The sequence below is a fragment of the Paenibacillus illinoisensis NBRC 15959 genome (genome assembly GCF_004000925.1).
Classification (GTDB): Bacteria; Bacillota; Bacilli; order Paenibacillales; family Paenibacillaceae; genus Paenibacillus; species Paenibacillus illinoisensis.
Genome location: NZ_BIME01000002.1, coordinates 395,215 through 418,309, shown reverse-complemented (window position 1 = coordinate 418,309; position 23,095 = coordinate 395,215). Strand labels below are relative to the sequence as shown.

The 23,095-nt window shown below is 48.0% G+C and carries 19 protein-coding genes; 4 read left to right on the top strand and 15 right to left on the bottom strand.

The window, feature by feature from the left end:
* Positions 1 to 39 precede the first annotated feature (39 nt).
* The 14 genes from PIL01S_RS07260 to rarD all read right to left on the bottom strand — a co-directional run bounded on the left by PIL01S_RS07260 (position 40) and on the right by rarD (position 17,408).
* Positions 40 to 444, bottom strand: coding sequence for a VOC family protein (locus tag PIL01S_RS07260; RefSeq protein ID WP_127536926.1), 405 nt, complete (start codon positions 442 to 444; stop codon positions 40 to 42).
* Positions 445 to 710: 266 nt separating this feature from the next.
* Positions 711 to 1,988: an MFS transporter gene (locus PIL01S_RS07255; protein WP_127536925.1), complete on the bottom strand. Its 1,278-nt coding sequence runs from the start codon at positions 1,986 to 1,988 to the stop codon at positions 711 to 713.
* A 538-nt stretch (positions 1,989 to 2,526) separates the two neighbouring features.
* Positions 2,527 to 3,318, bottom strand: coding sequence for an SDR family NAD(P)-dependent oxidoreductase (locus PIL01S_RS07250; protein ID WP_127536924.1), 792 nt, complete (start codon positions 3,316 to 3,318; stop codon positions 2,527 to 2,529).
* A gap of 27 nt (positions 3,319 to 3,345) precedes the next feature.
* Entirely contained in the window at positions 3,346 to 4,398 is a 1,053-nt protein-coding gene (locus PIL01S_RS07245; RefSeq protein WP_127536923.1) for an AraC family transcriptional regulator, read from the bottom strand.
* Between the two features lie 379 nt (positions 4,399 to 4,777).
* A complete protein-coding gene (locus PIL01S_RS07240; RefSeq protein ID WP_164764194.1) occupies positions 4,778 to 5,986 on the bottom strand; it encodes an MFS transporter in 1,209 nt (402 codons plus the stop codon).
* A gap of 72 nt (positions 5,987 to 6,058) precedes the next feature.
* Positions 6,059 to 7,273, bottom strand: coding sequence for a M24 family metallopeptidase (locus PIL01S_RS07235; RefSeq protein ID WP_127536921.1), 1,215 nt, complete (start codon positions 7,271 to 7,273; stop codon positions 6,059 to 6,061).
* 18 nt (positions 7,274 to 7,291) lie between these two features.
* Entirely contained in the window at positions 7,292 to 8,113 is an 822-nt protein-coding gene (locus PIL01S_RS07230; RefSeq protein ID WP_127536920.1) for an ABC transporter permease, read from the bottom strand.
* Entirely contained in the window at positions 8,106 to 9,023 is a 918-nt protein-coding gene (locus tag PIL01S_RS07225; RefSeq protein ID WP_095286716.1) for an ABC transporter permease, read from the bottom strand. The genes PIL01S_RS07230 and PIL01S_RS07225 overlap by 8 nt, the downstream gene beginning before the upstream one ends.
* Positions 9,020 to 10,138: an ABC transporter ATP-binding protein gene (locus PIL01S_RS07220; RefSeq protein ID WP_127536919.1), complete on the bottom strand. Its 1,119-nt coding sequence runs from the start codon at positions 10,136 to 10,138 to the stop codon at positions 9,020 to 9,022. Before PIL01S_RS07220 ends, PIL01S_RS07225 begins: the two co-directional genes overlap by 4 nt.
* Positions 10,139 to 10,195: 57 nt before the next feature.
* Positions 10,196 to 11,332 carry an ABC transporter substrate-binding protein gene (locus PIL01S_RS07215; protein WP_127536918.1) on the bottom strand — a complete coding sequence of 379 codons (1,137 nt, stop codon included), beginning with the start codon at positions 11,330 to 11,332 and terminating at the stop codon, positions 10,196 to 10,198.
* Between the two features lie 58 nt (positions 11,333 to 11,390).
* Complete coding sequence (locus PIL01S_RS07210) at positions 11,391 to 13,379, bottom strand: hydantoinase B/oxoprolinase family protein (RefSeq protein WP_127536917.1); 1,989 nt, start codon at positions 13,377 to 13,379, stop codon at positions 11,391 to 11,393.
* Positions 13,376 to 15,421 carry a hydantoinase/oxoprolinase family protein gene (locus tag PIL01S_RS07205; RefSeq protein WP_127536916.1) on the bottom strand — a complete coding sequence of 682 codons (2,046 nt, stop codon included), beginning with the start codon at positions 15,419 to 15,421 and terminating at the stop codon, positions 13,376 to 13,378. Before PIL01S_RS07205 ends, PIL01S_RS07210 begins: the two co-directional genes overlap by 4 nt.
* Before the next feature lie 16 nt (positions 15,422 to 15,437).
* Entirely contained in the window at positions 15,438 to 16,190 is a 753-nt protein-coding gene (locus tag PIL01S_RS07200) for an FCD domain-containing protein (protein ID WP_127536915.1), read from the bottom strand.
* Between the two features lie 339 nt (positions 16,191 to 16,529).
* Positions 16,530 to 17,408, bottom strand: coding sequence for an EamA family transporter RarD (gene rarD / locus PIL01S_RS07195; RefSeq protein WP_110823011.1), 879 nt, complete (start codon positions 17,406 to 17,408; stop codon positions 16,530 to 16,532).
* Between the two features lie 451 nt (positions 17,409 to 17,859).
* Between rarD and PIL01S_RS07190 the strand changes: the two genes are divergently transcribed.
* Positions 17,860 to 18,261: a VOC family protein gene (locus tag PIL01S_RS07190; RefSeq protein WP_127536914.1), complete on the top strand. Its 402-nt coding sequence runs from the start codon at positions 17,860 to 17,862 to the stop codon at positions 18,259 to 18,261.
* Between the two features lie 76 nt (positions 18,262 to 18,337).
* On the opposite strand, the gene PIL01S_RS07185 is transcribed toward PIL01S_RS07190, so the two are convergent.
* Complete coding sequence (locus tag PIL01S_RS07185; protein WP_127537208.1) at positions 18,338 to 18,988, bottom strand: GntR family transcriptional regulator; 651 nt, start codon at positions 18,986 to 18,988, stop codon at positions 18,338 to 18,340.
* Positions 18,989 to 19,302: 314 nt separating this feature from the next.
* Here PIL01S_RS07185 and garR point away from each other — a divergent pair, with 314 nt between their 5' ends.
* The 3 genes from garR (at position 19,303) to PIL01S_RS07170 (ending at position 23,083) form a co-directional block, all read left to right on the top strand.
* On the top strand, positions 19,303 to 20,211 hold the full coding sequence (gene garR, locus PIL01S_RS07180) for a 2-hydroxy-3-oxopropionate reductase (protein ID WP_127536913.1): 909 nt from the start codon (positions 19,303 to 19,305) through the stop codon (positions 20,209 to 20,211).
* On the top strand, positions 20,198 to 21,640 hold the full coding sequence (locus PIL01S_RS07175) for a four-carbon acid sugar kinase family protein (RefSeq protein WP_127536912.1): 1,443 nt from the start codon (positions 20,198 to 20,200) through the stop codon (positions 21,638 to 21,640). The genes garR and PIL01S_RS07175 overlap by 14 nt, the downstream gene beginning before the upstream one ends.
* 123 nt (positions 21,641 to 21,763) lie before the next feature.
* The gene (locus PIL01S_RS07170) at positions 21,764 to 23,083 is read left to right on the top strand and encodes a gluconate:H+ symporter (protein ID WP_127536911.1); all 1,320 of its coding nucleotides are present in this window, start codon (positions 21,764 to 21,766) and stop codon (positions 23,081 to 23,083) included.
* Positions 23,084 to 23,095: the final 12 nt, after the last annotated feature.

Here is a 23,095-nt window from a genome sequence, read left to right as displayed (position 1 = left end):
GATCAGCTGCTTTGATTTCGGTTAACTAGTGATAGACTTTTAACCTCTACCGCTGAACCGTTTAATCGCTTCCTCGCTCACTGGCTGGAAGAGGTTAATGAGATTGCCGTCGGGATCACGGAACAATATCGCACGATTCCCCCACGGCATCGTAGTCGGTTCCTTCACCCAGTCATTAACAACAGGCTTCAAACGTTCGTATTCGGCATCGACATCATGAACACGGAACTCGAGGATGACACTGCGATTGTAGGCAGCCACTGCGGAACCAACACCGAACAGTGGTGCCGTCTGGGAGTGGCCTATAGCCAGAGTGCACGAAGGCAGAACGAGTTCGGCAAAGACTGGCGCGGGACGTTCCGCTGTGATGCCCAGTACTTCCTCATAGAACTCGACAAGACGATCCACGTCGTCGGTAATTACACGTACAGAAGCGAAATTCATTAAAGTACATCCTTTCTACAATAAAAGATACAATGCCAAAACAACTTTAGGTCAGAACAAGCTTCCACCCTTGTAAATCATAAATGAACGCTACTGACCACGGTATGTCAGTAGCGTTCACACCTCATAACTTCTTAGATCCTTAAATTCTTAAATCATTCAAACAGATTCAAATTTCATGATTAAAAAAGGCAGACGCCATTCCGCAGACTGCCCGTGATTTTTTATTAACGTTATCGTTTTCTAATCATGGTACATGGCATATGTTACCCGCTTATATGAGTATGATCGGCTTGGTCCCGGAAAGCCCGGTAGCTCAGCAAACCTACCAAAAGTGCTAGAATGGTTAGTCCAGCCGCGAACAAATAGAGATTCACAATCCCGATGTATTCGGCAAGTCCAGCCATGCCCAGCAGCGAAATGCAAAATACGAGATGCATAAGTGAAGCTTGAGCAGATAACACCTTGGGCAGCAGCTGTTTGTCTACACTATGCTGAATCAATGTGCGGCGGTTAATCACGGAGAGTTCCGCGAATGGCCCCATTAACATGACTAAAATAAGAGCGACAAAAGGCAGCGTGTTAAGTGCATAAAGCGCGGTCAGCACTCCATATCCAGCCATACCAATCATCATCACCAATACATAACGGTTACCGATAATCCGTGCCAGTGCCAGTACCAGCAAACCACCACCTATGGTCCCTGCAAAATAAGCCGCATTAATAAATCCCCACCATTCTTCGCCTTGACCAAGTGCAACTTGTACAAAAGCAAGGGTAAATGCGCCTACCCAAATCGATGCTCCGAGCATGTCGATAATGTCCATAAAGGTTAGCACCCTCAGGCGAGGCGTTTCCCATATCATTTTCCAGCCTTCAGTTAACGTATGCCATTTGGATGTGCCAATTTCCGATATGGGATTCGAAATTGCATCTAATTCCTTTTCGACGACTTCCGATTTCATGGGTTCTTTGACACCCAGCGTAAATACCGCGGCCAGACCATAAATAACAGCGGTGAGCAATAAAGTGGGGCTAGCTCCCATAAATGCAACGATGATACCGCTTAGTCCCCAGCCTGCAAATTGCACGATCTGATCGCTGACGCTAAGCAGTCCGTTGGCTTTGAGCAGACCTTGCTCACGTAATACCAAACGCGGAACAAGTGCATTACGAGCCGGAGTTGTCCATCCATCGAGAAAAGACATCACGAATACAAGCAAAAACACCAAAACAAGTGATGAAGCCTCTCCGTTAAACTGCAAATAAACCGCCAAGCCAATGAATAACAAAAATTGTCCCACTTGTGACATCAATAGAAGGTTGGACAACTTGAAACGATTAATCAGTAATGGCGCAATCAAACTGCTCAGCATTTGGGCTCCGCTGCGCATTAGCGGCATAAGCGCTGCCGATACAAGAGAGTCAGTTCGATCAAGGACCAGCACTGTAAGTGCCATGATGTAAAGCACGTCTGCTGCATTCGCAGCAGTCTGGGTCGTCCATAAAAAGTAAAATGGACGGGTTAAATCAGATGACTTCATCGAAGCTTATTCTCCATTTCTCAATAAGTTACTTTAATAACTAATATAATTGATATTTCAATCAAAATTAGATTACGGCACTTAAAACCGTTTTACAACAAAAATCAATATAAAAAATATAGATAGCAGCAAGTCACCGTATAGGTCGTACACCTTATTCCAATGCATAGAGGTCACCCTCCTATCTAACTAGTCCTGTCAAAACAAAAAAAGCCGCAAAATAGCGACTTCCAACAAATTGCTAAGGTCCGACTAGAAAAGGGCCGTTAATTAAGAAGACAAGGATAACTTCTAGATCAGCGATATCATACTCTTTCAACTGTTTATACAACGATACGGTACAGTGAGACAAGTTAACTGCATATCAGAAGAAAAGTGCAGCTAACGAAAAAAAGGCGAGCCCTTAAGCTCGCCAACATGTGACTTTCAAGCACTAGATGATTTGAATAACTACAATTTGTACCAACATCCGATCATTGAAAATGAACATATACGCAGCCAGAATAACAGTTATACTTTCATTTTCAAGCTGATATGTTTAGTAAATCGTAGGGACCATTCCTCCATCCATACGAATCGGTGAACCTTTAAATGGCGCTGCATAAGGGCTGCATACGAATGTAGTAAGTCTGCCAATCTCGCTCGGTCTGATGAAACGCTGCAGCTCGGATTGCGGGAGATTCGCAGCCATGAATGTTTTTTCTTTTTCTTCAAAAGTCAGGTTTTCATCCTGATAAACGCTCTCGATGATCTGTTGTACATTCTCCGAAAGTGTTGGTCCAGGCATGATTGTGTTGACCGTTACTTCCGTTCCCACTGTCAGCTTGGACAGACTCTTCGATAATGAGAGCAGCATGGACTTGGTGACGGCATATTGCGGCATATGACCTGGCATCACGGCTTCTTCACTCGCTATAAAGACGATCCGGCCAAATCCGCTGTTCAGCATAGCGGGCATGTAAAATTTGGTCAGTGCATTTGCGGAAAGCACATTAGTCTGAATGTATTTTTCCCACACGGCGTCATCTACATCGTAATAAGACATGATCTCATAAATCCCGGTGTTATTTACCAAAATATCAACCTGCGGGAACTTTGCAAACAATGCTTCGCGCTCAGCAACATTGACGATATCAGCTGCCGCATTTCGAGGCGAAGTACTCGGGTACGCCGACTTGATCTCTCCGACGACACGTTCAACATCTTCATGATTCCGTCCATTAATCAGTACGTTGACCCCTTCTTTGGCCAACTCGATGGCAATCGCTTTGCCTATTCCTTTCGTGGAACCTGTTACCAACGCTGTTTTGTTATTTAATCCCATATCCATGATGCATTTCTCCTCTGTTCTGGTTGATTAATGAATATTCATTCTTCCTGATGGCATATCTTCTGCGTGTGTATAACCTTCCGCATGTTCGCTTCGCCAATGGGCAGGCGTATCGCCTTCCCAAGTGCGGAATGCGCGGTAAAACGAATTTTGGTCCTCATATCCAATCAGGAATGCCACTTCCTTGATATCGAGTGATAGGTCTGCCAAATACAAACGCGCCTGTTCATGCCTCGCTTCTGTAAGCAGATAGTTAAAACTTGTGTTCTCATCAGTTAGTCGGCGCTGCAAAGTACGATCACTCATACCCAATTCCTTGGCAACCGTCTGTACATCCGGACGTCCGCCGCTGAAGCTGCGCTTCATGATCCACTTGACCATGTCCGGCAGGGAACGATTGCCTTGATGTTCATGCAGCGTGCGGTCGAGCGCAGGAGTCAGAATCTCGAGCAACTCTTCATTATAGGTAAGAAAAGGACGATCCAGATCTTTCCGATGTAACGTCAAGCGGTTGCGACCGGCATTCGTTCGAATACGGCACCCAAAGTAAGCTTCAAGAGCCTGTACATCTCCCATCGGCTGCGAAAATTCTACGGTGCTGGCCATCAAGTGCTGACCTGTGCCCCGTCGTCCCAGTTCAAGCAGAAATGCCAGTGTGACACCCACCAGTAAAGGTGGACAAGCTTGATCGGAAACAAGCCACTCCAATTCGATGATGCATTCCTCGCCATCTTCAGTCATCCTTAAGTTTTCGGGAGGACCGAGCTGTTTATATCGGGCCATCCGGTATAACGCATCGCGATAATTACGAGCGTGATACGTGACCAATATCGTTGGTGGATATTTCGTCACTTCATAAATGGTTGCAAGTTTGATCATCCCCTGGGCGATATTACCCGCCAAATCGGAATACGCCTGCCAAATCGCGTAATATTGATCAGTGTTAAGAGCCGGCTCAGTGATAATGGTGAGTGGCAATCCGGCTTTGCGGGCTACATCATGCGAGGCAATCCCGAGTTGACCCAGACCCTCCCAAAAACCTGTCGGCAATTTGATTCGGTCACAGGAATGGGTTGTCATTCATTTGCACCTCCTACTGCTGACTGACACATTCGGACTGAGAAGCATCCTCTCGCTGACTTACGGATCTAATGATACGCTTAACGTTTCGATGTGTAACTAGCAGAGAGCGACAACAAACTAGCAGATCGCGCCTATTTAGAATGATACATTCCAGAGAACATACCAGAAGATTTGGGGACTGAATCCACTTGTTTACAGATCAAAGGTACACATCAAAAAACCGCTGATCTTAATACAGATCAACGGTTCAAATATCATATTTAGATTCTCATAACGGTGATGTTCTTCAAGAATCTATAAACGACCCTTCATAATCGAATCACTATGGATTTCATTTGTGAATGGCATTCTGACCTTTAACATTTCGAGTTGTCTCTCAGTATATCGGAGTGCCGGTCGTCTGTTGTTTTTGCCCAATCAGGAGAAAACGGCATAGTGCAAAACCCGCCACGGCGTACGCGCCGATCATGCCTACAATGCCGATCCATCCAAAATGGCTGTACAGATATCCCCCGCCCGTTCCACTAACACTGGAACCAACATAATAAAAGAATAAATACAGGGCGTTTGCCTGCGACTTATGATGGGCCGCAACAAGACCGACCCAGCTGCTGGCGATGGAATGCCCACCAAAGAATCCGAAGGCGAACAACCCGAGACCCACAATTTTAATCCACAATGCCGGATGCATGGTGCAGATGGCACCCGCCAGAATGATCGCAATGGTAATGCTAAGTACATGGGACCGTCCATAACGGTCGGCAAGCCTGCCCATCCAGGTACTGCTGACTGTGCCCATAAGATACACGACGAAAAGACTTCCTACCAAGGATTGGCTTAGATGATACGGAGCACCGGTCAGTTCAAAACCGATGTAGTTAAACAGTGTAACAAAGCCGCCCATTAATAAGAAGCCCAGCCCATACAAACTGAGAAGCCGCGGGTTCCGGCATTGTGACCATAGTAGAGGCAGCGCCTTGGTTAATCCCGGAGAAGTCTTGATAAAATTCCGTGATTGCGGAATGACCAACCAGAAGACAACAGCTGCACATAGGCCAAGCACACCGATAAATCCAATGGCTGCCCGCCAACTGAACCAGTCCGTGATAACTCCACTTATAAATCGCCCTGCCAGACCCCCGATGGAGTTGCCACTGATGTACAGCCCCATGGCGTACCCCAAACTAACTGGTTCAATTTCTTCCGACAAATACGTCATCGCCGTGGCAGGCAGACCCGCAAGTGCCACGCCTTGCAGGACGCGGAGCAGCAACAAATCTGTATATCCCTGGCTGAATGCGCTCAGAATTGCGATGATGGAAGATAGCACCAAGGATGCCGTCATGATGAATCGCCGCCCAAGGGCATCAGACAACGTGCCGATAAACAGCATGGTGATAGCCATGGCCACCGTTGAAACGGAAAGCGTCAGGCTCGATTGTGCCGGAGTAATGTCAAATGCGGCACTAATCTCCGGCATAAGAGGTTGGAGACTGTATAACAACGCAAACGTAACGAATCCTGCGGCAAACAACGCAAGGCTAATGTTTCGAAACGTCTTGGTTCCCTGCTGAATCATTGAAATTCCAACTTTCTCGGCAGGAAAGCTCCTGATCGGCAGCTGCCTGATCGCTTGCTCGAAGCCTTCCGGGATTCGTTATTTAATGAATAATTTGCGCTCCATATGCGTCAGAAACTCATATCCGTCCGGCGTCACGACAACCGTATCTTCGATTTGAAAGCCACCTGCGCCAAGCTCGTAATAAGGGACTTCCACGCAAAGAACCATACCTGGCTCCAGTATGTGCTGGTCACCCGGGGAAATGGTCAAGTCGTCATACAGCTCGAGGCCGATCGCATGGCCCACATGCTGTCTCCGGTAATGAGGGATCCCTTCCAGCTGTACGCGGGATACCGCCGCATGAAATACATCCGATGCTCTGACACCAGGTCGTACAGCTTCTAGGGCAGTTTCCCAACCGCTCTTCACCGCATGAAAATGTTTTTTCATCCAGGCCGTTGGTTCACCCGCAACGACGGTACGGCCCGTATCCCCCCAGTACCCGTCTAACTGCATGCATAGATCGAAGCGGATCTGGTCTCCCTGCTCGATCGTGTGGAAATAATTTTCGATCAGCGGCAGAGCACTGCGCGGTCCTGCTCCCACGGCTGTCATCGCTGGCGTACCGCCCGCACGCATCACGGCGATCCGGTAATGATCGGCGAGTTCCTTCTCGTGCACGCCTGCGGCGATCAGATGAATCAGCTCCTGCTCAATTCGTTCATTGACCTCTGCCGCGCGGCGCAGCCGTTCGATTTCGAATGGTGTTTTGACTAGTCGGATATGCCTGAATAATTTATAAGCAGGTATAACAGCTCCATCTGGCAATGCGTCCTGGACCTGTGCCATAATATCCGGCGAAATCCGCATTTCGTCGATACCAATAGGCTGGTTCTCGATGCCGAGGTGTTTCAACGCAGCAAAAAGGGCATCTGCTGCCCCTTGGTGAATCACAGTCGTTTGCAGCAAGGAATAGAACAGATCGATGTCTGCGGTGGAAGGTTTGCCTTCAATCGTTCCCTCAACGAAGAAATCGCTATAAGCAAATATGTCAACGTTGGTGATACCAAACTGAGCAACGACGCCCAGACGATTCGTCGGAATGACGATGCACGGCCTTGCAGAACGGTCAGCGGGTAGTATCGCATAGATCTGCATCGTCCAATTGCTGGCACGCAATTGCGATCCGATGACATAATGGATATTTTCCGGCGTCGTCGCGATAAGGGCTTGAAGTCCCTTCGCTTTCATTACTTCATCTGCGCGGTCCCTGTTTAAGCCTGAACCTTCGGATGGTTGCTGTGGATTCATGTTTTCAATTCCTTCCATTTATTTTTTTCTGCTTCCAAACCATCCTTCGAGCCCCGGAATGGAGCGAAGCACCAGCTTGATGGCCAAAAATAGTGCCAAGGCGCCGACAATCAATACAACCGATACGGCTGCGATCGTTGGATCCTGCCACTTCTCCATATAGAGGAATAACTGGATCGGCAGTGTATAGCTGTCCTGACGAAGTAGCAGCAATGCAGCTTCGACTTGATCAAACGTAAATACAAAGGCGATCGATCCGGACAACAATATGGCGAATTTGAGCTGAGGCAGCGTAATGGTAAAAAAGATCCGCCAAGGGCTTGCCCCAAGATCAGCCGCAGCTTCCCGATGGACCGACTTCAGGTTGGCCAGTGCACTGCCCACGATGGTAAGTACAAACGGCAGTACAATGACGGCTTCGCCTAGTACAAGTCCAAATAATCCGCCTGCGATGTGCATTTTAGAGAACAGAATTAGATATGCGATACCGAGTGTGATTTTGGGCATGACCATGGGCGATACAAAGAAAGCTCGCAGCAATCCCGCACCAGGAAAAGGATACTGCACGATGGCTACCGCAGCGAGCGTGCCCGTCACCAGTGCCAAAATGACAGCTCCTGCTGAAGCAATCAAGCTGTTTTTGAAAGCATCAAGAAACTGGGTTTGTTCTTTCAGGTTGGCGTACCATTCCAAGGTGAACCCTTGAGGCGGAAATTTGCTTGCTGATCCCGAGCCTATGGAAGTGAATGCAATCATTAATAGTGGAAGCAGTAAGTATATGGCGACCGCTCCAACGAACACCGTGAGTAGCCATTTTGTCACACGTCCCGATTTAACCATGTGCACGTCCTCCTTCCCGGGAACGGCGGAACATAAGCCACTCCGCTCCTTTGTTGACCAGCAACGATACCACGACGGACGACACCAGCAGGAACAAGCTAGCAACTGCCGCCATCGGCCAGTTGGTGTCCAGTGTTCGCTGGTAGATGAAGACCGGCAGCGTCATTACCCTTCCCCCGCCGATTAACTGAGGGGTCGTGAATGCCGTCAGGCACAAGGTAAATACGATTTGGATTCCGCTAGCAATACCTCTGGCCGACAACGGCAATGTTATGGTAAAAAAGGTCCGCCAGCTTCCTGCTCCGAGATCATGTGCAGCCGCCTTGAGTGAAGCATCACTCTGGGAGAGCACATTCAGAATCGGAAAGACCATAAAGGGCAGGAAGATGTGTACGAGTGCAATGACTACGCCTGTCTCGTTGTTCATCATATTGAAGCCTTCCTCTGTCAAACCCAGATGAATGAACAGCCAATTCATGAAACCCTGCTTGGACAGAAGCAGCTGCCAGCCATAGGAACGCACGACCGCGCTCACGAGCAGAGGCAGAAACGTAAGCAGTAGCAAAAACTGCTTCCATCCCGGCTTCTTCAAGCCCGCGATGCAATATGCGAGCGGATAAGCGAGAAGCAAACTCCACGCGGTTACTTTGAATGCAATGCGGAACGTATTTCCGATCAGTTTCCAATAATACGGATCTGTCAGAAAAGCCCGATATGTGCTCCAATCCCAGCCGCGGACCAATTTGCCATTGTCGTATATATCGAAGCTGTATCTTCCGAATATCAGCAACCCGCCGAGATACACGATGCCCATCAACAGCAGCGCGGGCAAGAGCAGAAGCAATTGGGTCGTCCATTTGCGATTGCCGGACGAGTATACATCGACGACCTTGTCGGTAATCCGGCTCATGATGCCGCACCCGTCCCTGAGTCTGCGAGCAGCAGAGCATCATCTGGGTCAAAACCCAGCTGGACAGATTCGCCCGGGGAATATCGCGTTCCTCCGCGTTGATGCGGTACACTCGCCTGAATGCGAAGATGATCCAGCGTTTCGATGACATAACGGATACTTGCCCCGCCATATACACTCTCAATAACGCGACCTTGCAACTGGTTTGCACAACGGGCGGCCTCTTGCCCTAGACGAATATACTCGTAACGGATGGATAAGGAATGCTTCGCCCCTGGCCGGAACGCAGCAGGTTCTTCATTGCTTCCTGCGAGCAGCGAATGTCCCAGAATGCTTACACGTATTCCATTTGAATCAGGCTCGACAACCGAAACGTCCAAAAGGTTCGTATCCCCAATGAACTTGGCTACAAAGCTGTCGGCAGGTCTTTCATAAATTTCATCCGGCGTTGCGTATTGAAGCAGCCGACCTGCACGCATAACGCCGATGCGGTCAGACATGTTCATCGCTTCGCTCTGATCGTGTGTGACGAAGATGAAGGTACCTCCGAATTCCCGCTGAATGCGTTTCAACTCCCGCTGCATATCAAGACGCAGCTGCATGTCCAGCGCGGAGAGCGGTTCATCCAGCAGCAGCACTTCCGGTTTGTTGATTAATGCTCTCGCAATCGCTACACGCTGTGCTTGTCCGCCAGATAGCTGAGATACCGCCCTTCTGCTGTAGTCTCCAAGTTGTACGAGTTCCAGCATCTCATGGACCTGGCGTTTGATCTCTGCTTTTGGGGTCTTTTTCACCTTGAGTCCATAAGCGATGTTGTTGAATACATCCATATGCGGAAACAGTGCCAACTGTTGGAAAATCATATTGCTGTTCCGGCCGTATGCTGGAACACCCGTGACATCTTGCCCACCGAGCAGAATGATTCCGTCGTCGGGTTGTTCGAGCCCACCCAGCATTCGAAGCAGCGTTGTTTTGCCGCAACCGCTCGGACCGAGAAGGGATACGAACTCTCCCTTGTTGACCTGAAGCGTGACTTGATCGACGGCAGCCCGTCCGTCATAGATTTTTGTAACATGCTTTGCCTCAATCGAGACGGATTGGTGCTCATTGCTCATCTCGGATCCTCCTATTCCTGCCTGGTAATCATCTCGTCTATGTTCCAGGCGACCATGTTATTGAAGATTGGTTTTCACAAGACGATCCCACAGGTCCTTCCATGTGGAGCTGTTCTGAGCGAGTACGTCCCAATCCGGATTGATGCCATTGCTCTGGGTCTCAACAGAGAACGATGGATCATCCTTGTATTTATCCGGTACAGCAGCAGCTGTGCTGGTCACTGGTGTGCCGGTTGCTTCGGCGTAACGTGTGAGCGCGTCTGCACTCAGCAGCTCGTTGATAATTTCGCTCGCCACGCGTGTTTGTTCTGGTGTTGAACCTTTAACGACCTGGAGCGAGTACGGAAACGAGATTGCCCCTTCTTCCGGGTAGGCTACAGCCAGCGGTGAACCGTCATCAATCCAGGTTTGAGCGACTTGCGCACTGAATGGTGCAATGAGGGCATCACCGGATTCGAGCAAAGCTTTTAACTGGTCGTTGGATGTAACGAGCGTGCCGACTTGATCACTGTGGTCAGCCCAATATTGAAATGCAGGTTCAGGATTGTCGTAGGATGCGCCGATCTCCTCACCTTTGGTTGCAATCAGAGGTGAAATATAGGAATAGAACATGTAATCCCATAATGCCGTTTTGCCTTTGAATTGTTCGTTATCCCACAGATCATTCCAACTGGTTGGCGGCGTAGTTACCAGTTCTTTGTTGTAAACCAGGCCGAAGCTGGATACGCCCCATACGATGCCTTTGTTGTCAGGCTGGTGAAATTGTTCAGGAATGTCCTTGATATTGGTTACGATGCTGGTATCCAGCGGCTCCCACATGTCATCGTTTACGCCTTTGGCTGTGGCATCTGCATTAAAGTAACCGAAGTTGACAACCGGATTGTTCGGATCGGCTTGTTTGCCAGCTACCATTTTGGGATACATGATCGCATTGGAGGATTCCTCGAAAGTAACTTCAACGTTAGGGTGTTCCTTGACATACTCCGCAACCACTTCTTTAGGTACGATATCCTGATTGGAGCCTGCCCAGATAAACATGGTCAGCTTGATTTTGTCGCCGCTGCTATCCGGAGTGCCCCCATTCTCTGAAGCAGTTCCCGAGCTGCTTGCTCCGCCGCAGGCTGAAAGAATAAGTGAAGCAGTCAGTGTTAATGAGGCCAAGCTGAAAAAACGTTTGCGTTTTGATTTAAACATGTGAATTCCCCCATAAGATTAGTTGGTTTAATATTCATACACCTTCACATTTGCAGGCTTACGTACGACCGGCTCCATGCAGTCCGATGTTGTTCCTTAATCCGCTCACGGTGGACGCAATTTCCTCTGTTGTCACGGACAGTCCATCGGCATGCCTTTGTTCCAAAATATCCATCGTACGGCGCTTCAGGTAATCCCGAAGAGCAAGCGGATATTCCTTTAACGCTTGTCCCAACGTCAGCTGCATCTCATCGCTCCAGATGGCTTCGAATTGGTCTCTGGTTGGACCATAACTGAAATCTTCCACATTAATCTGCATAGTCGCCCGCAGTGATTGCGTTTCGGACTCGTCAATATTCGTGCCCTTCACCACGACGCCATAAAGTTCACGTGCTTTTGCAATGGAAAGCAAACCGCTTCGAACGTCTGCGAGCACAGACTGGACATTTCGGTTTAACGGATCTCCATATCCTCCTCCTCCTTGGGACAGGAAGGTCACCGTATCGCCGGGTTGCAGCAGCAGTTCGTCAATTCGGCCAAGGTCTCTCTCATCGAGAAGCCCCTCATTCAGAATAGCCTCTCCATGCGTTCCAACATCACCGCCCATTCGGCCCCAAGGGTGAAATTCCATGCGCTCCATGTTGCGTGCCGTCATGACCGTGTCTGGTGTGACGATTCTAACCCGCAAGGCGATCCCGCTTCCGCCGCGGTATTCCCCGGCGCCCGCGGAGTCTTCGCGAAGCCCGTAATGCTCAATGAGAACCGGCATCTCGGCCTCCACCGTTTCTGCCGGAATGTTGCGCAGATGACCAACGGCGAAATCCATACCGTCAATGCCGTCTTTCATCGGTCTTGCTCCGGAACCACCACAGATCGGCTGGATGACCCCAACCTTTTTCTTTCCGTCATTTGCATCCGTCATCGCCATCATGACGATACAGGCTTGTCCCGCTCCGGCAGCAGGCACTTTACTGGCCTCGGCTTTGCTAAGAGCACCCGTGATCACGTCCATCAGACGGATAAACGTGGCTGCTCGTGCGCCGACAGCGGCCATCGGTTCCGGATTCAACACCGAGGCTGGTGGCGCGTAATTGCTCACCATACGGATCATGCCGGAGTTCCATGGAATTGTCGGGTCCAGGGTGCGGAAATAGCGAATCAACGCAGGTACTAGCATGTAGTGGCCTTGCTGATTATGCGTCGGGATATTAAACGAAGCCCGGACCTGAGGGTCGGTACCGCTGAAATCAAGATGAATGTTGCTATCTTCGATTGTCATTTTGCATCGTAAACGGATTGGATAGCCTCCGGGTCCCTTTTCGAGATAATCCCAGAAATCGTAAGCTCCATCCGGAATTTCACGAACGATGGCTCGAGCCTTCATTTCGGCATATTCGAGCAATTGCTCGATGCCCTGCTCAATCCGTTCCACGCCATAACGCGCGATCAGTTCGGCAAGTCGCTGTTCACCCCGATTCAAGGCTGCCATCAGCGCTTTGAGATCCCCAAGGTTTTGCTCTGGAATCCGGCTGTTATCCAGAAACATTCGCATTACCTGCTCGTTTAACACGCCTGCTTCATATAACTTGACTGGGGCGATGCGTATGCCTTCCATATGAATATCGTATGCACTTGGAGAGACACTTCCAGGTACCTTACCGCCAACATCGGACGAGTGAACGAAACACATCCCATAGGCAATGATGCGCCCCTCGTGGAAGTAGGGCTTAATGAGATGAATGTCTGGAAGATGGGTTACCATGCCTTTGGTCGCATAAGGATCATTGCAGATAACCAAGTCCCCTTCCTGCCAATCCTCAATGCTGCGTATCGTTGCTTCTGCTGGAATACCGAGCGAAAGGTTATACCCTGTTTCCAGCGGTGAACCAAACGTCTCTCCGGAAGGAGACAACAGATAAGTACCGAAATCACCGGTCTCTTTGACAAAAGCGGTAAATCCCGTTCGCAGAACGACGTTTGCCATCTCTTCGACTGCCGCTTGGATTCGATTGTTGAAAATTTCCAGAAACACCTTGTCCGCGATCATTCCGTCGCCTCCCCGATCAGATTGCCGTGCGCATCCCTTCTTACGTTATAACCTGGAGGAACAAAAATGGTCGTATCGTATTCCTCCACAATGACCGGGCCCGGAATACTTGCTTCCAACGGGATCTGTTCTCTAGTTAGCACTTTCGCCGTTCCCCGCGCATGATCGAACGTTATCGTTCGTTCCTCTGCTCCCCCGCCATGACTGACTTGGGCATACGAATCCACGCTTCCATGGCTTGGTACGATGCCGACAATTGTCGCCCGCAGGCTGATGAACATCACTTCGGATTCCGGCTGGCTGATTCCGAACACATTATGATAGAACGCATGGAACTTCTCTTTGGCCTGTTCAGGATTGGCAATCTCCTCCTGCGTTAGGGCAATCTCCAGATCAAAGGCCTGTCCTTCGTATCGCATATCGGCACTATAGAGACAGTAGACGCTCTCGAGTTCAACACTGCCCCGAGCCTCTTCCTCTACCCAGCTTCGCCCCTGCTGCTCCAGATCTGCATAATAGGAAGCCAATTCTCCACTGTCTAATGCATGGCTGCTCTTGTGCAGCGATAGGACAAAGTCGTTTCGGAGATTTGCCACCGTGCAACCCATGGCACAAAGTGTTCCAGGAGCAGGTGGCACAAGTACACGCCGGATCCCGACTTCCCTGGCCATCAGAAACGCATGCATTGGTCCCGCTCCTCCGTAGGCCAGCAGTGTGAAATCACGCGGATCAACACCCTTACGAGCCATTAGAGGCGAAAATTGGGCGTACATGTTCGCTGTGGCCACATCCAGAATCGCTTGTGCGGTCTGTGATGCGTCAAGTCCCAGCTTCGTGCCGACCGTGTTCAGTGCACGTTCTGCGAGCTCTGGATGGAGTTTCATCTGACCACCAAGGAAACGATCTGCCTGCAAAATGCCAAGCTGCAGGTAAGCATCCGTCGTTGTCGGTTCCTCGCCACCTCGGCCGTAACACGCAGGTCCCGGATAGGCGCCGGCGCTGCGTGGACCAACCTTGAGCACACCGACGCTGTCCAGCCATGCAACCGATCCACCTCCTGCGCCAATCGCCGTAACGTCAACTGCCGGCAAAATGACCGGAAAATCACCGACTTTGTTTTCCATGGAATACGCTGGCTCCTTGTCAATTAAAGCCACATCCACACTTGTACCGCCCATGTCGAACGTGATCACCTGATCAATGCCGGCCTTCCGGGCAATATGCGTCGCTGCGATGACACCTGAAGCAGGACCCGAGAGCAGGGTGCGAACAGGTTCACTCGCAGCACTTGCCGCTGTCATAATGCCACCGTTGGACATCGTGGAGAGCAGATTTGCTTTTAAACCGTACTGATGAATGCCTTCCTGCAGCCTGACAAAGTACGAACCCATGCGTTCTCCCACATATGCATTCATGGCCGTTGCAAGTGTCCGCTCGAATTCACGCTGCTGCGGCCAGATGGCACTACTGCGGCAAATGAACAACTGCGGATGCCGTTCCCTGATCATCTCTTCTGCTTCCTTCTCATGAGCAGGGTTAGCGTAAGAGTGCATAAAGCTGATCGCCAGTGCGGTAATGCCTTCGTCCACCAATTCATCAACCGCCTGCATCAGCTGATCTTTGTTAAGTGGTTGCAGTATGTCTCCACTAGCTAGCGCCCGTTCTTCAATTTCTTTGACGAGATATCTCGGTACGAGCGCCTCCGTTTTATCACCGTACAGGTTCGTCGTATCCTCTAGGCGAAGTCTTCGAATTTCGAGAATGTCCCGAAAGCCCTGGGTTACGATCAGTCCGGTTACAGCTCCATTCCGTTCGATCAACGTGTTCACACCTAGCGTCGTGCCATGCACAAACAAATCGATATCGCCAATGTCCACACCTTGTTCCTGAAGCTGATCCAATGCATTAAAAATAGCCCGTTCTGGCGCTTCTGCGATAGATGGCGTCTTCAGTGCAGCCACCATCCTGCCTTGCCGATCCGTCACCAGTGCGTCCGTGAACGTGCCTCCGATGTCGATACCCAAGCGATAGTTTTTGTCCACAAGTTCATCTCCTTTTTCAACGCGCTTCCTCGATGTTTAATATCTGGTTTTTTATAGCAAAATAACGTTTGACATCTTCGATCATCTGATTGATATGATTGACCATGGCCGCTTCGGCATCTTCCGGGGACCGTGATATGATGGCATCCAGGATCTGACGATGATCCACCACCAATTCACTCCCAACAGTGCGCCGAATATACGCAGTCTCCAGAAAGTCTCTGCTGGTGTCCCATACCAATTCCACGGCATGGCGCAAAAATTGGTTCTGGGCGGCAAAGGCGAGCAACCGGTGGAATTCCCGATCTTCCTCATAAGGTATGATATTTTGCTCCAATTTCCGATGCTGCTCCTTAATGGATTGTTCGAGCAGATGGATATATTCTTTTGTGGCATGTTCTGCTGCCAACGAAGCAATCTCCCGTTCAAGCGCTTTTCGTGCAACAAGAATGTCAAGAAGCGCCTTTTCCCCAGAATGGTTCAGCGTCTGCATCAGGCGTGAGTTAGCATTTTTCTGCTGCAGCTCCCGTTCAATTAACTTCAGCCGTTCTGAACCCGCTTCGGTCAAAATACGACCTTTCCTGCCTTCCAGAGTCGTATATCCTTCAACGTCCATTTCCATTAGCCGTCTGCCTATCGTTGCCTGGCTTAATCCGTATTTTTTGCCTAACGTATGAACGAGCGTACTTGCACCGATTGGAGCAGTTGCATCCTGAAGTTGCTTCAGCAGGTCGTACTCCAATTCCAATTCATATAACTCTGGAGCCACATGTTTCCCTCCTATGTATGTAAGTTTCACTTTCTTGTTACTCACTGATGATTAACGTAATTAACAGAAGTATATCTTCTATCGAACATAATATCAATCATTCAGACCAAATTAGTGTGGATTAAAGTTAATATTTTGACGTCCACAATTGTGTAGTGACGACTCTCTCAAAAAATCAGTGTGTTTTTTCAAGGGCAACTTCCCCGTCATTCAATTGAAGTTGAAATTATCCTAATAATTATGAAGGATCCTGCCGCATAAAGGAAATAAACAGAAAAAGGCCACTTCCATCCATTGGACGGAAATGGCCATGATGACAAAACCAAATCTCCCCTGCCGTCAGCTCGCTTTCGCGAGTTTCGTGCCACGTACGGACGATATCGCATATACGATCAGTGAAGTCCAGATCAACGCAAACCCAACAAGGAGAACCGGCGATACGGATTCCTTAAATACAAATATGCTTAGGAACAGCATGATGGTTGGCCCGATGTATTGTACGAATCCGAGTGTGGACAGCGACATCCGTGCAGCAGCACGCGCAAAAAATAACAGCGGCAGCGCCGTTACCACGCCAGAAAGAAGCAGGCCTATGAACATAGACGAAGACAGCGTCCATGCAGTCGATTCTCCTACGACCGCCAAATAGATCCAGTAGCCTAGCGCGATGGGCAGCACTACAGCCGTCTCCGACAACAAGCCTACAGAAGCGTCTTGCACCGTTTTTTTCTTCGCAAGTCCATACAAGCCAAACGATGCAGCCAGCGAGATCGCGACCCATGGAAAACGACCATAGTCGATGGCGATAATGAGCACCGCGGCACCAGCGATAGCAATGGCGAGCCACTGGCCGCGGTTAGGCTTCTCATGAAGGAAAACAACGGCTAGCAGTACGTTTAGCAGTGGGTTCAAGTAGTAACCAAGACTTGTCTCAACAACGTGCCCATTGTTGACCGCCCAGATGAAAATAAGCCAATTCACTGCAATCAACAGTCCACTTGTGGCGAGCGATAGCAGCTGTGACCGATTAGCAGCAATCCGCTTCATATCACCCCAGCGGCGCTGGACAGCCACGAGAATACCCATGAAGACAAACGACCAGACGACACGGTGGGACAGAATCTCGCCTGCTGGCACATCGTTGAACAATTTCCAATAGAGTGGGAGAACCCCCCACATGATATAAGCAATTATAGCGTTGACTAACCCGTTGTTCATGAATCCAATTCTCCTCTTCTCTCTCTGATGTCAGAACGGATTATACGCCTTGATCCTAACCTAAGTAAAGGAAATAATAAGGCATGCAGCAAGCCACGCTCTTGACCTTCCCTCCAGGTATCTTGCAAAGAACATATCAAAAAGCAACCAATTGTTAGCCAGCTGCTCTCATGAAATGTTGCTGAGTCACTAATAATACGATAAGTGAAAAAATACAGCTTGTTATTGCAATGATAATCCGAATGCAAGTGAACGAGATTTTTTCCAGAACATTTCTTCTCTTTTTTTGACTAAAATACGAGTAAATTAACACAGTAATCACAACAGGCAAATATTGATGAAGGTCCGGTCCCTCCTTACTTTACCACAGTCTTCCAATTCATGCTGTCTTGGGAAGCTGCAGTAGGGTATAGTAAGTATAGTTCGAAATATATACCAGGAGGCTACAGCCATGTCACAGGAGATCTGGATTAACCTGCCAGTCAAAGACGTTGAGAAATCAACTGCTTTTTTCAATGAGATTGGATTCCATGCGGTGAGCGTTGGTAGCGAAAGAGCCAAGCTTACCATCGGGCAAACCACCATTCTGCTGTTCCCGGATGCGGCGTTTGAGAAATTCACAGGTTCAACCATCGCAGATACTTCCCATAGCGCAGAAGTCATATTCTCTATTGGTGCTGATAGCAGAGAAGAAGTCGATGCTTTTATTCAGAAGGTTGAATTTGCCGGAGGAAGCATCTTTGGCAAACCAGCTGAAAATGAAGGCTGGATGTATGGTGCTGGATTTGCAGACCTGGACGGTCATCGGTGGAACCTGCTCTACATGGATGAGAGCAAAATGCCGAAACGCTAATTGAAAAACGCCGGTAACCTTTATTAAGGTCACCGGCGTTTTCGTTATACCTCTTACCCTCTTGCCCTCTTGCCTCTTACTGATTGCTCATGACATGGAGATAAAAGTTCAGGTCGTTCTCCAGGTGCTTTTTCATCAACTCTTCGGCTTTCTCGCCGTCTCTGGACTTGATTGCATTATATATTTCTTCATGCTCATCAATCAGGTGAGGACGATTATAGATGACAACGGTTTTCCTGAACAGATAAATAATAGCCTGCATCCGGTCTATAATATCGATCATGAGCGGATTATTACTCGCTTTTACAATGTCATTATGGAAGCTTTCATTCGCGGACATAATCTCATCCTTGGTCCCCGATCTCCCGATTTCCACATACTTGTACAGGTCCTCAATCTCGTTGTCTTTTAGGAAATTCGCCGCGCATTTAGCTGAATACCCTTCCAACAATATCCGAACGTTGAACAAATTACGTAAGTCCTTTTCCGTTGGCTTAACCACTTTCTTTTGAACAATTAATCCTTCGTTCTCCAGTTTTCGTATGGAATCCCTTATGGGCGTTCTGCTAACTCCAAGCTCTGCAGCTAGTTTCTCTTCAACGATCTTTGTACCGCTAGGAAGCTCACCGTTTAAGATCTTGTCTCGGAGAATTTCGTAACACTGATGATACGCCGGTCGTGAGCTATTATGGTCATGCACTAACTTCACCTCAGTTTCATTTCTCATCATAAATATAGTACCAAATTATGTTCATAAAATCATTCCAATAAACGATGGTAGGCAATAAAAGTATACGTAATTTCATTAATTGTATACAATTTTATATTTTAATGTATACAATTTTATATTTTAATGTATACAATTTTTAATTTTTAGTATACAATGAAAACGCAAACAACGATGTAAGCGGTTGCTGAATCAATCGTTTTATTTTCAGAAACTCAAGTTCACTTCAACGTTGTTTGAATCTAATCAGTGTACAGAACTCAATTCATAGGCATATAAGCCTTTCTTAGAAAAGTTATTAGGAGGAAAACAACATGGCAAAAAAAGTTGGCTTTATTGGACTCGGCATCATGGGGAAACCGATGGCTCTAAACCTTAGAAAAAAAGGACACGAACTAACCGTTAATGATCTGAATCAGGAAGCGGTACAAATATTGGTAGAATCAGGTGCAGCTGCAGCCTCCTCACCTAGAGAAGTCGCTGAAAACTGTGAAATCATCATCACGATGCTCCCTGCATCCCAACATGTGCAAGCTGTTGTTTTGGGGGAACAGGGCATTTTATCCGGAGCCAAAGAAGGCTCGATTATTATCGATATGAGTTCCATCACTCCTGCTGTTTCTATTGCTCTTGCTGAAGAAGCAGCGAAAAAAGGCGTCGGCTTTTTGGATGCACCCGTTAGCGGCGGAGAACCTAAAGCCATTGATGGCACATTAGCCATTATGGTGGGCGGTAAAGAAAGCGTATTCGAACAAGCCAAGTCCGTATTGTTTGACATGGGAACGGCTGTCACCCTAGTTGGAGATAGCGGATGCGGAGTTACAGCGAAGCTCGCGAACCAAATCATCGTTAACTTGAATATTGCTGCGATGTCCGAAGCCCTTGTCCTGGCTGCCAAAGCGGGCATCGATATTGAGAAAATGTATCAGGCAATCCGAGGCGGATTAGCAGGCAGTGCTGTTCTGGATGCCAAAGTTCCGCTTATTCTGGACAGAAACTTTGCCCCGGGAGGCACGATTGCGATCAATATGAAAGATATTACGAATGTCATGGATACAGCTCACGAGATTGGAGTACCTCTTCCCCTTTCCAGTCACCTGTTGGAAATATTCCATGCCCTAAAAGTTGACGGGAAATTAATGAACGATCACGGCGGGATCGTACAGTATTATGAAAAATTAGCAAATGTCGAAGTTAGGGGTCTTGACCATGAAAACGAATAATCGGTCTGTTGAAGAAGTGTTCAGCAACATTCCTTCTGTGGATACCACTCTTGTCCATGAAATGATTGAAAAAGAGCTTCAACACTTTAATCACAAAATTATCGTGTTGGATGATGATCCAACTGGTGTCCAAACGGTACATGGTGTATCGGTCTATACGGATTGGTCGTTGGAAAGCATCGACAGAGGTTTTAAGGAAGAGAATTCGATGTTCTTTGTTCTCACCAACTCACGCGGATTTACTGCTGCAGAAACGACAAAAGCACACCAGGACATTGCTGCAAATATCGTAGCAGCTGCCAAGAAAAACAACCTTGAGTTCACCATTATTAGTCGTGGAGATTCCACACTTAGAGGCCACTACCCGCTGGAAACGGAAATACTGAAGGATACCGTTGAAGCCCAGTCAGATATCCGATTTGACGGTGAGATCATCCTTCCTTTCTTCAAAGAAGGCGGACGCTTCACGATCGATAATGTTCACTACGTGCAGTATGATACGGAACTGGTTCCTGCTGGAGAAACCGAATTCGCCAAGGACCGCACCTTTGGTTACACCAAGTCCCATTTGGGTGAGTGGGCTGAGGAAAAATCGAATGGTCAGTATAAAGCTGAACACATGACTTACATTTCGCTTGAAAGTCTGCGTGCCATGAACTTGGATCTGATTGAACAGCAGCTGTTGAACGTTGAAGGTTTTAACAAAGTTATTGTGAATGCAATCGACTATGCCGATGTACAGATCTTCACCATTGCTTTAATTCGAGCCATCAACCAAGGTAAACACTTGATGTTTAGAAGTGCTGCTGCCCTTACGAAGGTCATGGGAGGCGTTAGTGACAAAAGTCTGCTCACTCGTGATGAGATGATGAGTGATCACACAAATCATGGCGGACTAGTCATCATCGGATCCCATGTTAAGAAAACAACGGAACAGTTTGAAGAACTGAGAAAGTCCGGTGCAGTAGAATTTGTTGAATTTAATGTTCATCTTGTTCTGGAGCCCGATCAATTCGAGAACGAGCTTAATAGAGTTGTGGAGACTACCAACCAATTCATTCTTCAAGGTAAAAATGTGGCTGTCTATACCCGAAGAGAACGCTTGGATCTTGGAGAAGACAGAAAAGAAGAGGAATTAAAACTTTCCGTCAAAATTTCGGATGCCGTCACGAGTATTGTCAAACGGCTGGAAGTAAGACCATCGTATATCATTGCTAAAGGTGGCATTACCTCGAGCGATATTGGAACGAACGGCCTTGAAGTAAAACGAGCTACCGTTGCTGGACAGATTCGTCCAGGTATCCCCGTGTGGACAACAGGCAGTGAAAGTAAATTCCCGGGGATTTCCTATGTCATCTTCCCTGGTAACGTCGGTACCAAAACGGATTTGAGAGAAGTCGTTGAAATGTTGAGTACGAAATCATTCTAATTCAGTTTAGTATGGCCAGACTGTAAGGAGTAACACTGATGAATAAATATAACAAAAATCAATCGTGCACTCCTTACATTGTGGTCTCTTTGATCAAGCTAATATAGAAAAGAGGAAAAGTATATGCCAATTATCTCTGTTACCATCGGGGTCATTTTACTGCTCATATTAATGATGGCTTTTAAGTTAAACGCTTTCATATCACTCATTATTGTATCCCTGGCGGTTGGCGTACTGGAAGGAATGACACCGATTCAAGCTGTCGAATCCATCGAATCCGGTCTGGGTGGGACGCTCGGACATTTAACGATGATTATTATTTTCGGAGGTATCCTCGGGAAACTAATGACTGATTCAGGTGGTGCGCAGCGTATTGCCACAACCATGATAGGTGCCTTCGGTCAAAAACGGACTCAGCTAGCGGCAGTTATTACGGCGGCTATTGTTGGAATCGCTTTATTCTTTGAAACAGGTGTAGTGGTATTAATTCCATTGGTATTTACCATCGCGAGAGCTGCACGCGTGCCAGTTCTGTATCTGGGAATGCCCGTTATTGCAGCGCTGATCACCATGCACGGATTCGTGCCTCCGCATCCTGGACCGACAGCGGTTGCTAACGTTTTTGGAGCCAACATCGGATTAACGATGATCCTGGGTATAGTTATTGCGATCCCTGCCTTTATCCTTGCGGGTCCTGTTTACACCAAGCTGTTTAAAAAAGAAGCATTGCAGATTGATATCCCTAAAGGTCTATTTAATCCGAAGGAATTCAAAGAAGAAGAACTTCCTAAATTCGGAATCAGTCTTTTTACAGCTCTTCTACCGGTCATTTTGATCGCACTTCAAACCATTGTTGAGATTTTTGCTCCTGAATCAGCAATTTCGCCAGTAACGGACTTTATCGGTAATGCAAATGTCGCTCTGTTAATTTCAGTTATTGTGGCTATCTTTACTTTCGGGTTAAATCTGGGCAAAAAAATGCCTGAGATTATGACCTCACTGAGCGAATCTGTAAGCGGAATCGGAATGATCCTTTTAATCATCGCCGGTGGTGGTGCATTTAAGCAAGTTTTGATCGACAGTCATATTGACCAATATATTTCTGATCTCATGTCAGGCTCGACCCTCTCTCCACTCCTGTTAACCTGGCTGATCGCAGCAATCTTAAGAATTGCTGTCGGTTCTGCAACCGTAGCCGGTATGACAGCAGCTGGTATAGCCGCACCTCTGGTTGCTGCAACGGGCGTAAGTCCCGAATTGATGGTTCTCGCAGCGGGTGCCGGTAGCGTTACCTTCTCTCATGTCAATGATGCAGGATTCTGGATCTACAAGGAGTACTTCAATCTTAGTATCGGTAAAACGATAAAAACCTGGTCGGTCATGGTCACGATAATCTCACTTGTGGGACTTGCAGGTGTTCTGATTATGGATATGTTCATGTAAATCGTAAATAGG

Bases quoted from the DNA above. Each gene is read 5' to 3' on its own strand.
- PIL01S_RS07260 (WP_127536926.1), bottom strand. From the start codon at position 444: ATGAATTTCGCTTCTGTACGTGTAATTACCGACGACGTGGATCGTCTT.
- PIL01S_RS07255 (WP_127536925.1), bottom strand. From the start codon at position 1,988: ATGAAGTCATCTGATTTAACCCGTCCATTTTACTTTTTATGGACGACC.
- PIL01S_RS07250 (WP_127536924.1), bottom strand. From the start codon at position 3,318: ATGGATATGGGATTAAATAACAAAACAGCGTTGGTAACAGGTTCCACG.
- PIL01S_RS07245 (WP_127536923.1), bottom strand. From the start codon at position 4,398: ATGACAACCCATTCCTGTGACCGAATCAAATTGCCGACAGGTTTTTGG.
- PIL01S_RS07235 (WP_127536921.1), bottom strand. From the start codon at position 7,273: ATGAATCCACAGCAACCATCCGAAGGTTCAGGCTTAAACAGGGACCGC.
- PIL01S_RS07230 (WP_127536920.1), bottom strand. From the start codon at position 8,113: ATGGTTAAATCGGGACGTGTGACAAAATGGCTACTCACGGTGTTCGTT.
- PIL01S_RS07225 (WP_095286716.1), bottom strand. From the start codon at position 9,023: ATGAGCCGGATTACCGACAAGGTCGTCGATGTATACTCGTCCGGCAAT.
- PIL01S_RS07220 (WP_127536919.1), bottom strand. From the start codon at position 10,138: ATGAGCAATGAGCACCAATCCGTCTCGATTGAGGCAAAGCATGTTACA.
- PIL01S_RS07215 (WP_127536918.1), bottom strand. From the start codon at position 11,332: ATGTTTAAATCAAAACGCAAACGTTTTTTCAGCTTGGCCTCATTAACA.
- PIL01S_RS07210 (WP_127536917.1), bottom strand. From the start codon at position 13,379: ATGATCGCGGACAAGGTGTTTCTGGAAATTTTCAACAATCGAATCCAA.
- rarD (WP_110823011.1), bottom strand. From the start codon at position 17,408: ATGAACAACGGGTTAGTCAACGCTATAATTGCTTATATCATGTGGGGG.
- PIL01S_RS07190 (WP_127536914.1), top strand. From the start codon at position 17,860: ATGTCACAGGAGATCTGGATTAACCTGCCAGTCAAAGACGTTGAGAAA.
- PIL01S_RS07185 (WP_127537208.1), bottom strand. From the start codon at position 18,988: ATGAGAAATGAAACTGAGGTGAAGTTAGTGCATGACCATAATAGCTCA.
- garR (WP_127536913.1), top strand. From the start codon at position 19,303: ATGGCAAAAAAAGTTGGCTTTATTGGACTCGGCATCATGGGGAAACCG.
- PIL01S_RS07175 (WP_127536912.1), top strand. From the start codon at position 20,198: ATGAAAACGAATAATCGGTCTGTTGAAGAAGTGTTCAGCAACATTCCT.
- PIL01S_RS07170 (WP_127536911.1), top strand. From the start codon at position 21,764: ATGCCAATTATCTCTGTTACCATCGGGGTCATTTTACTGCTCATATTA.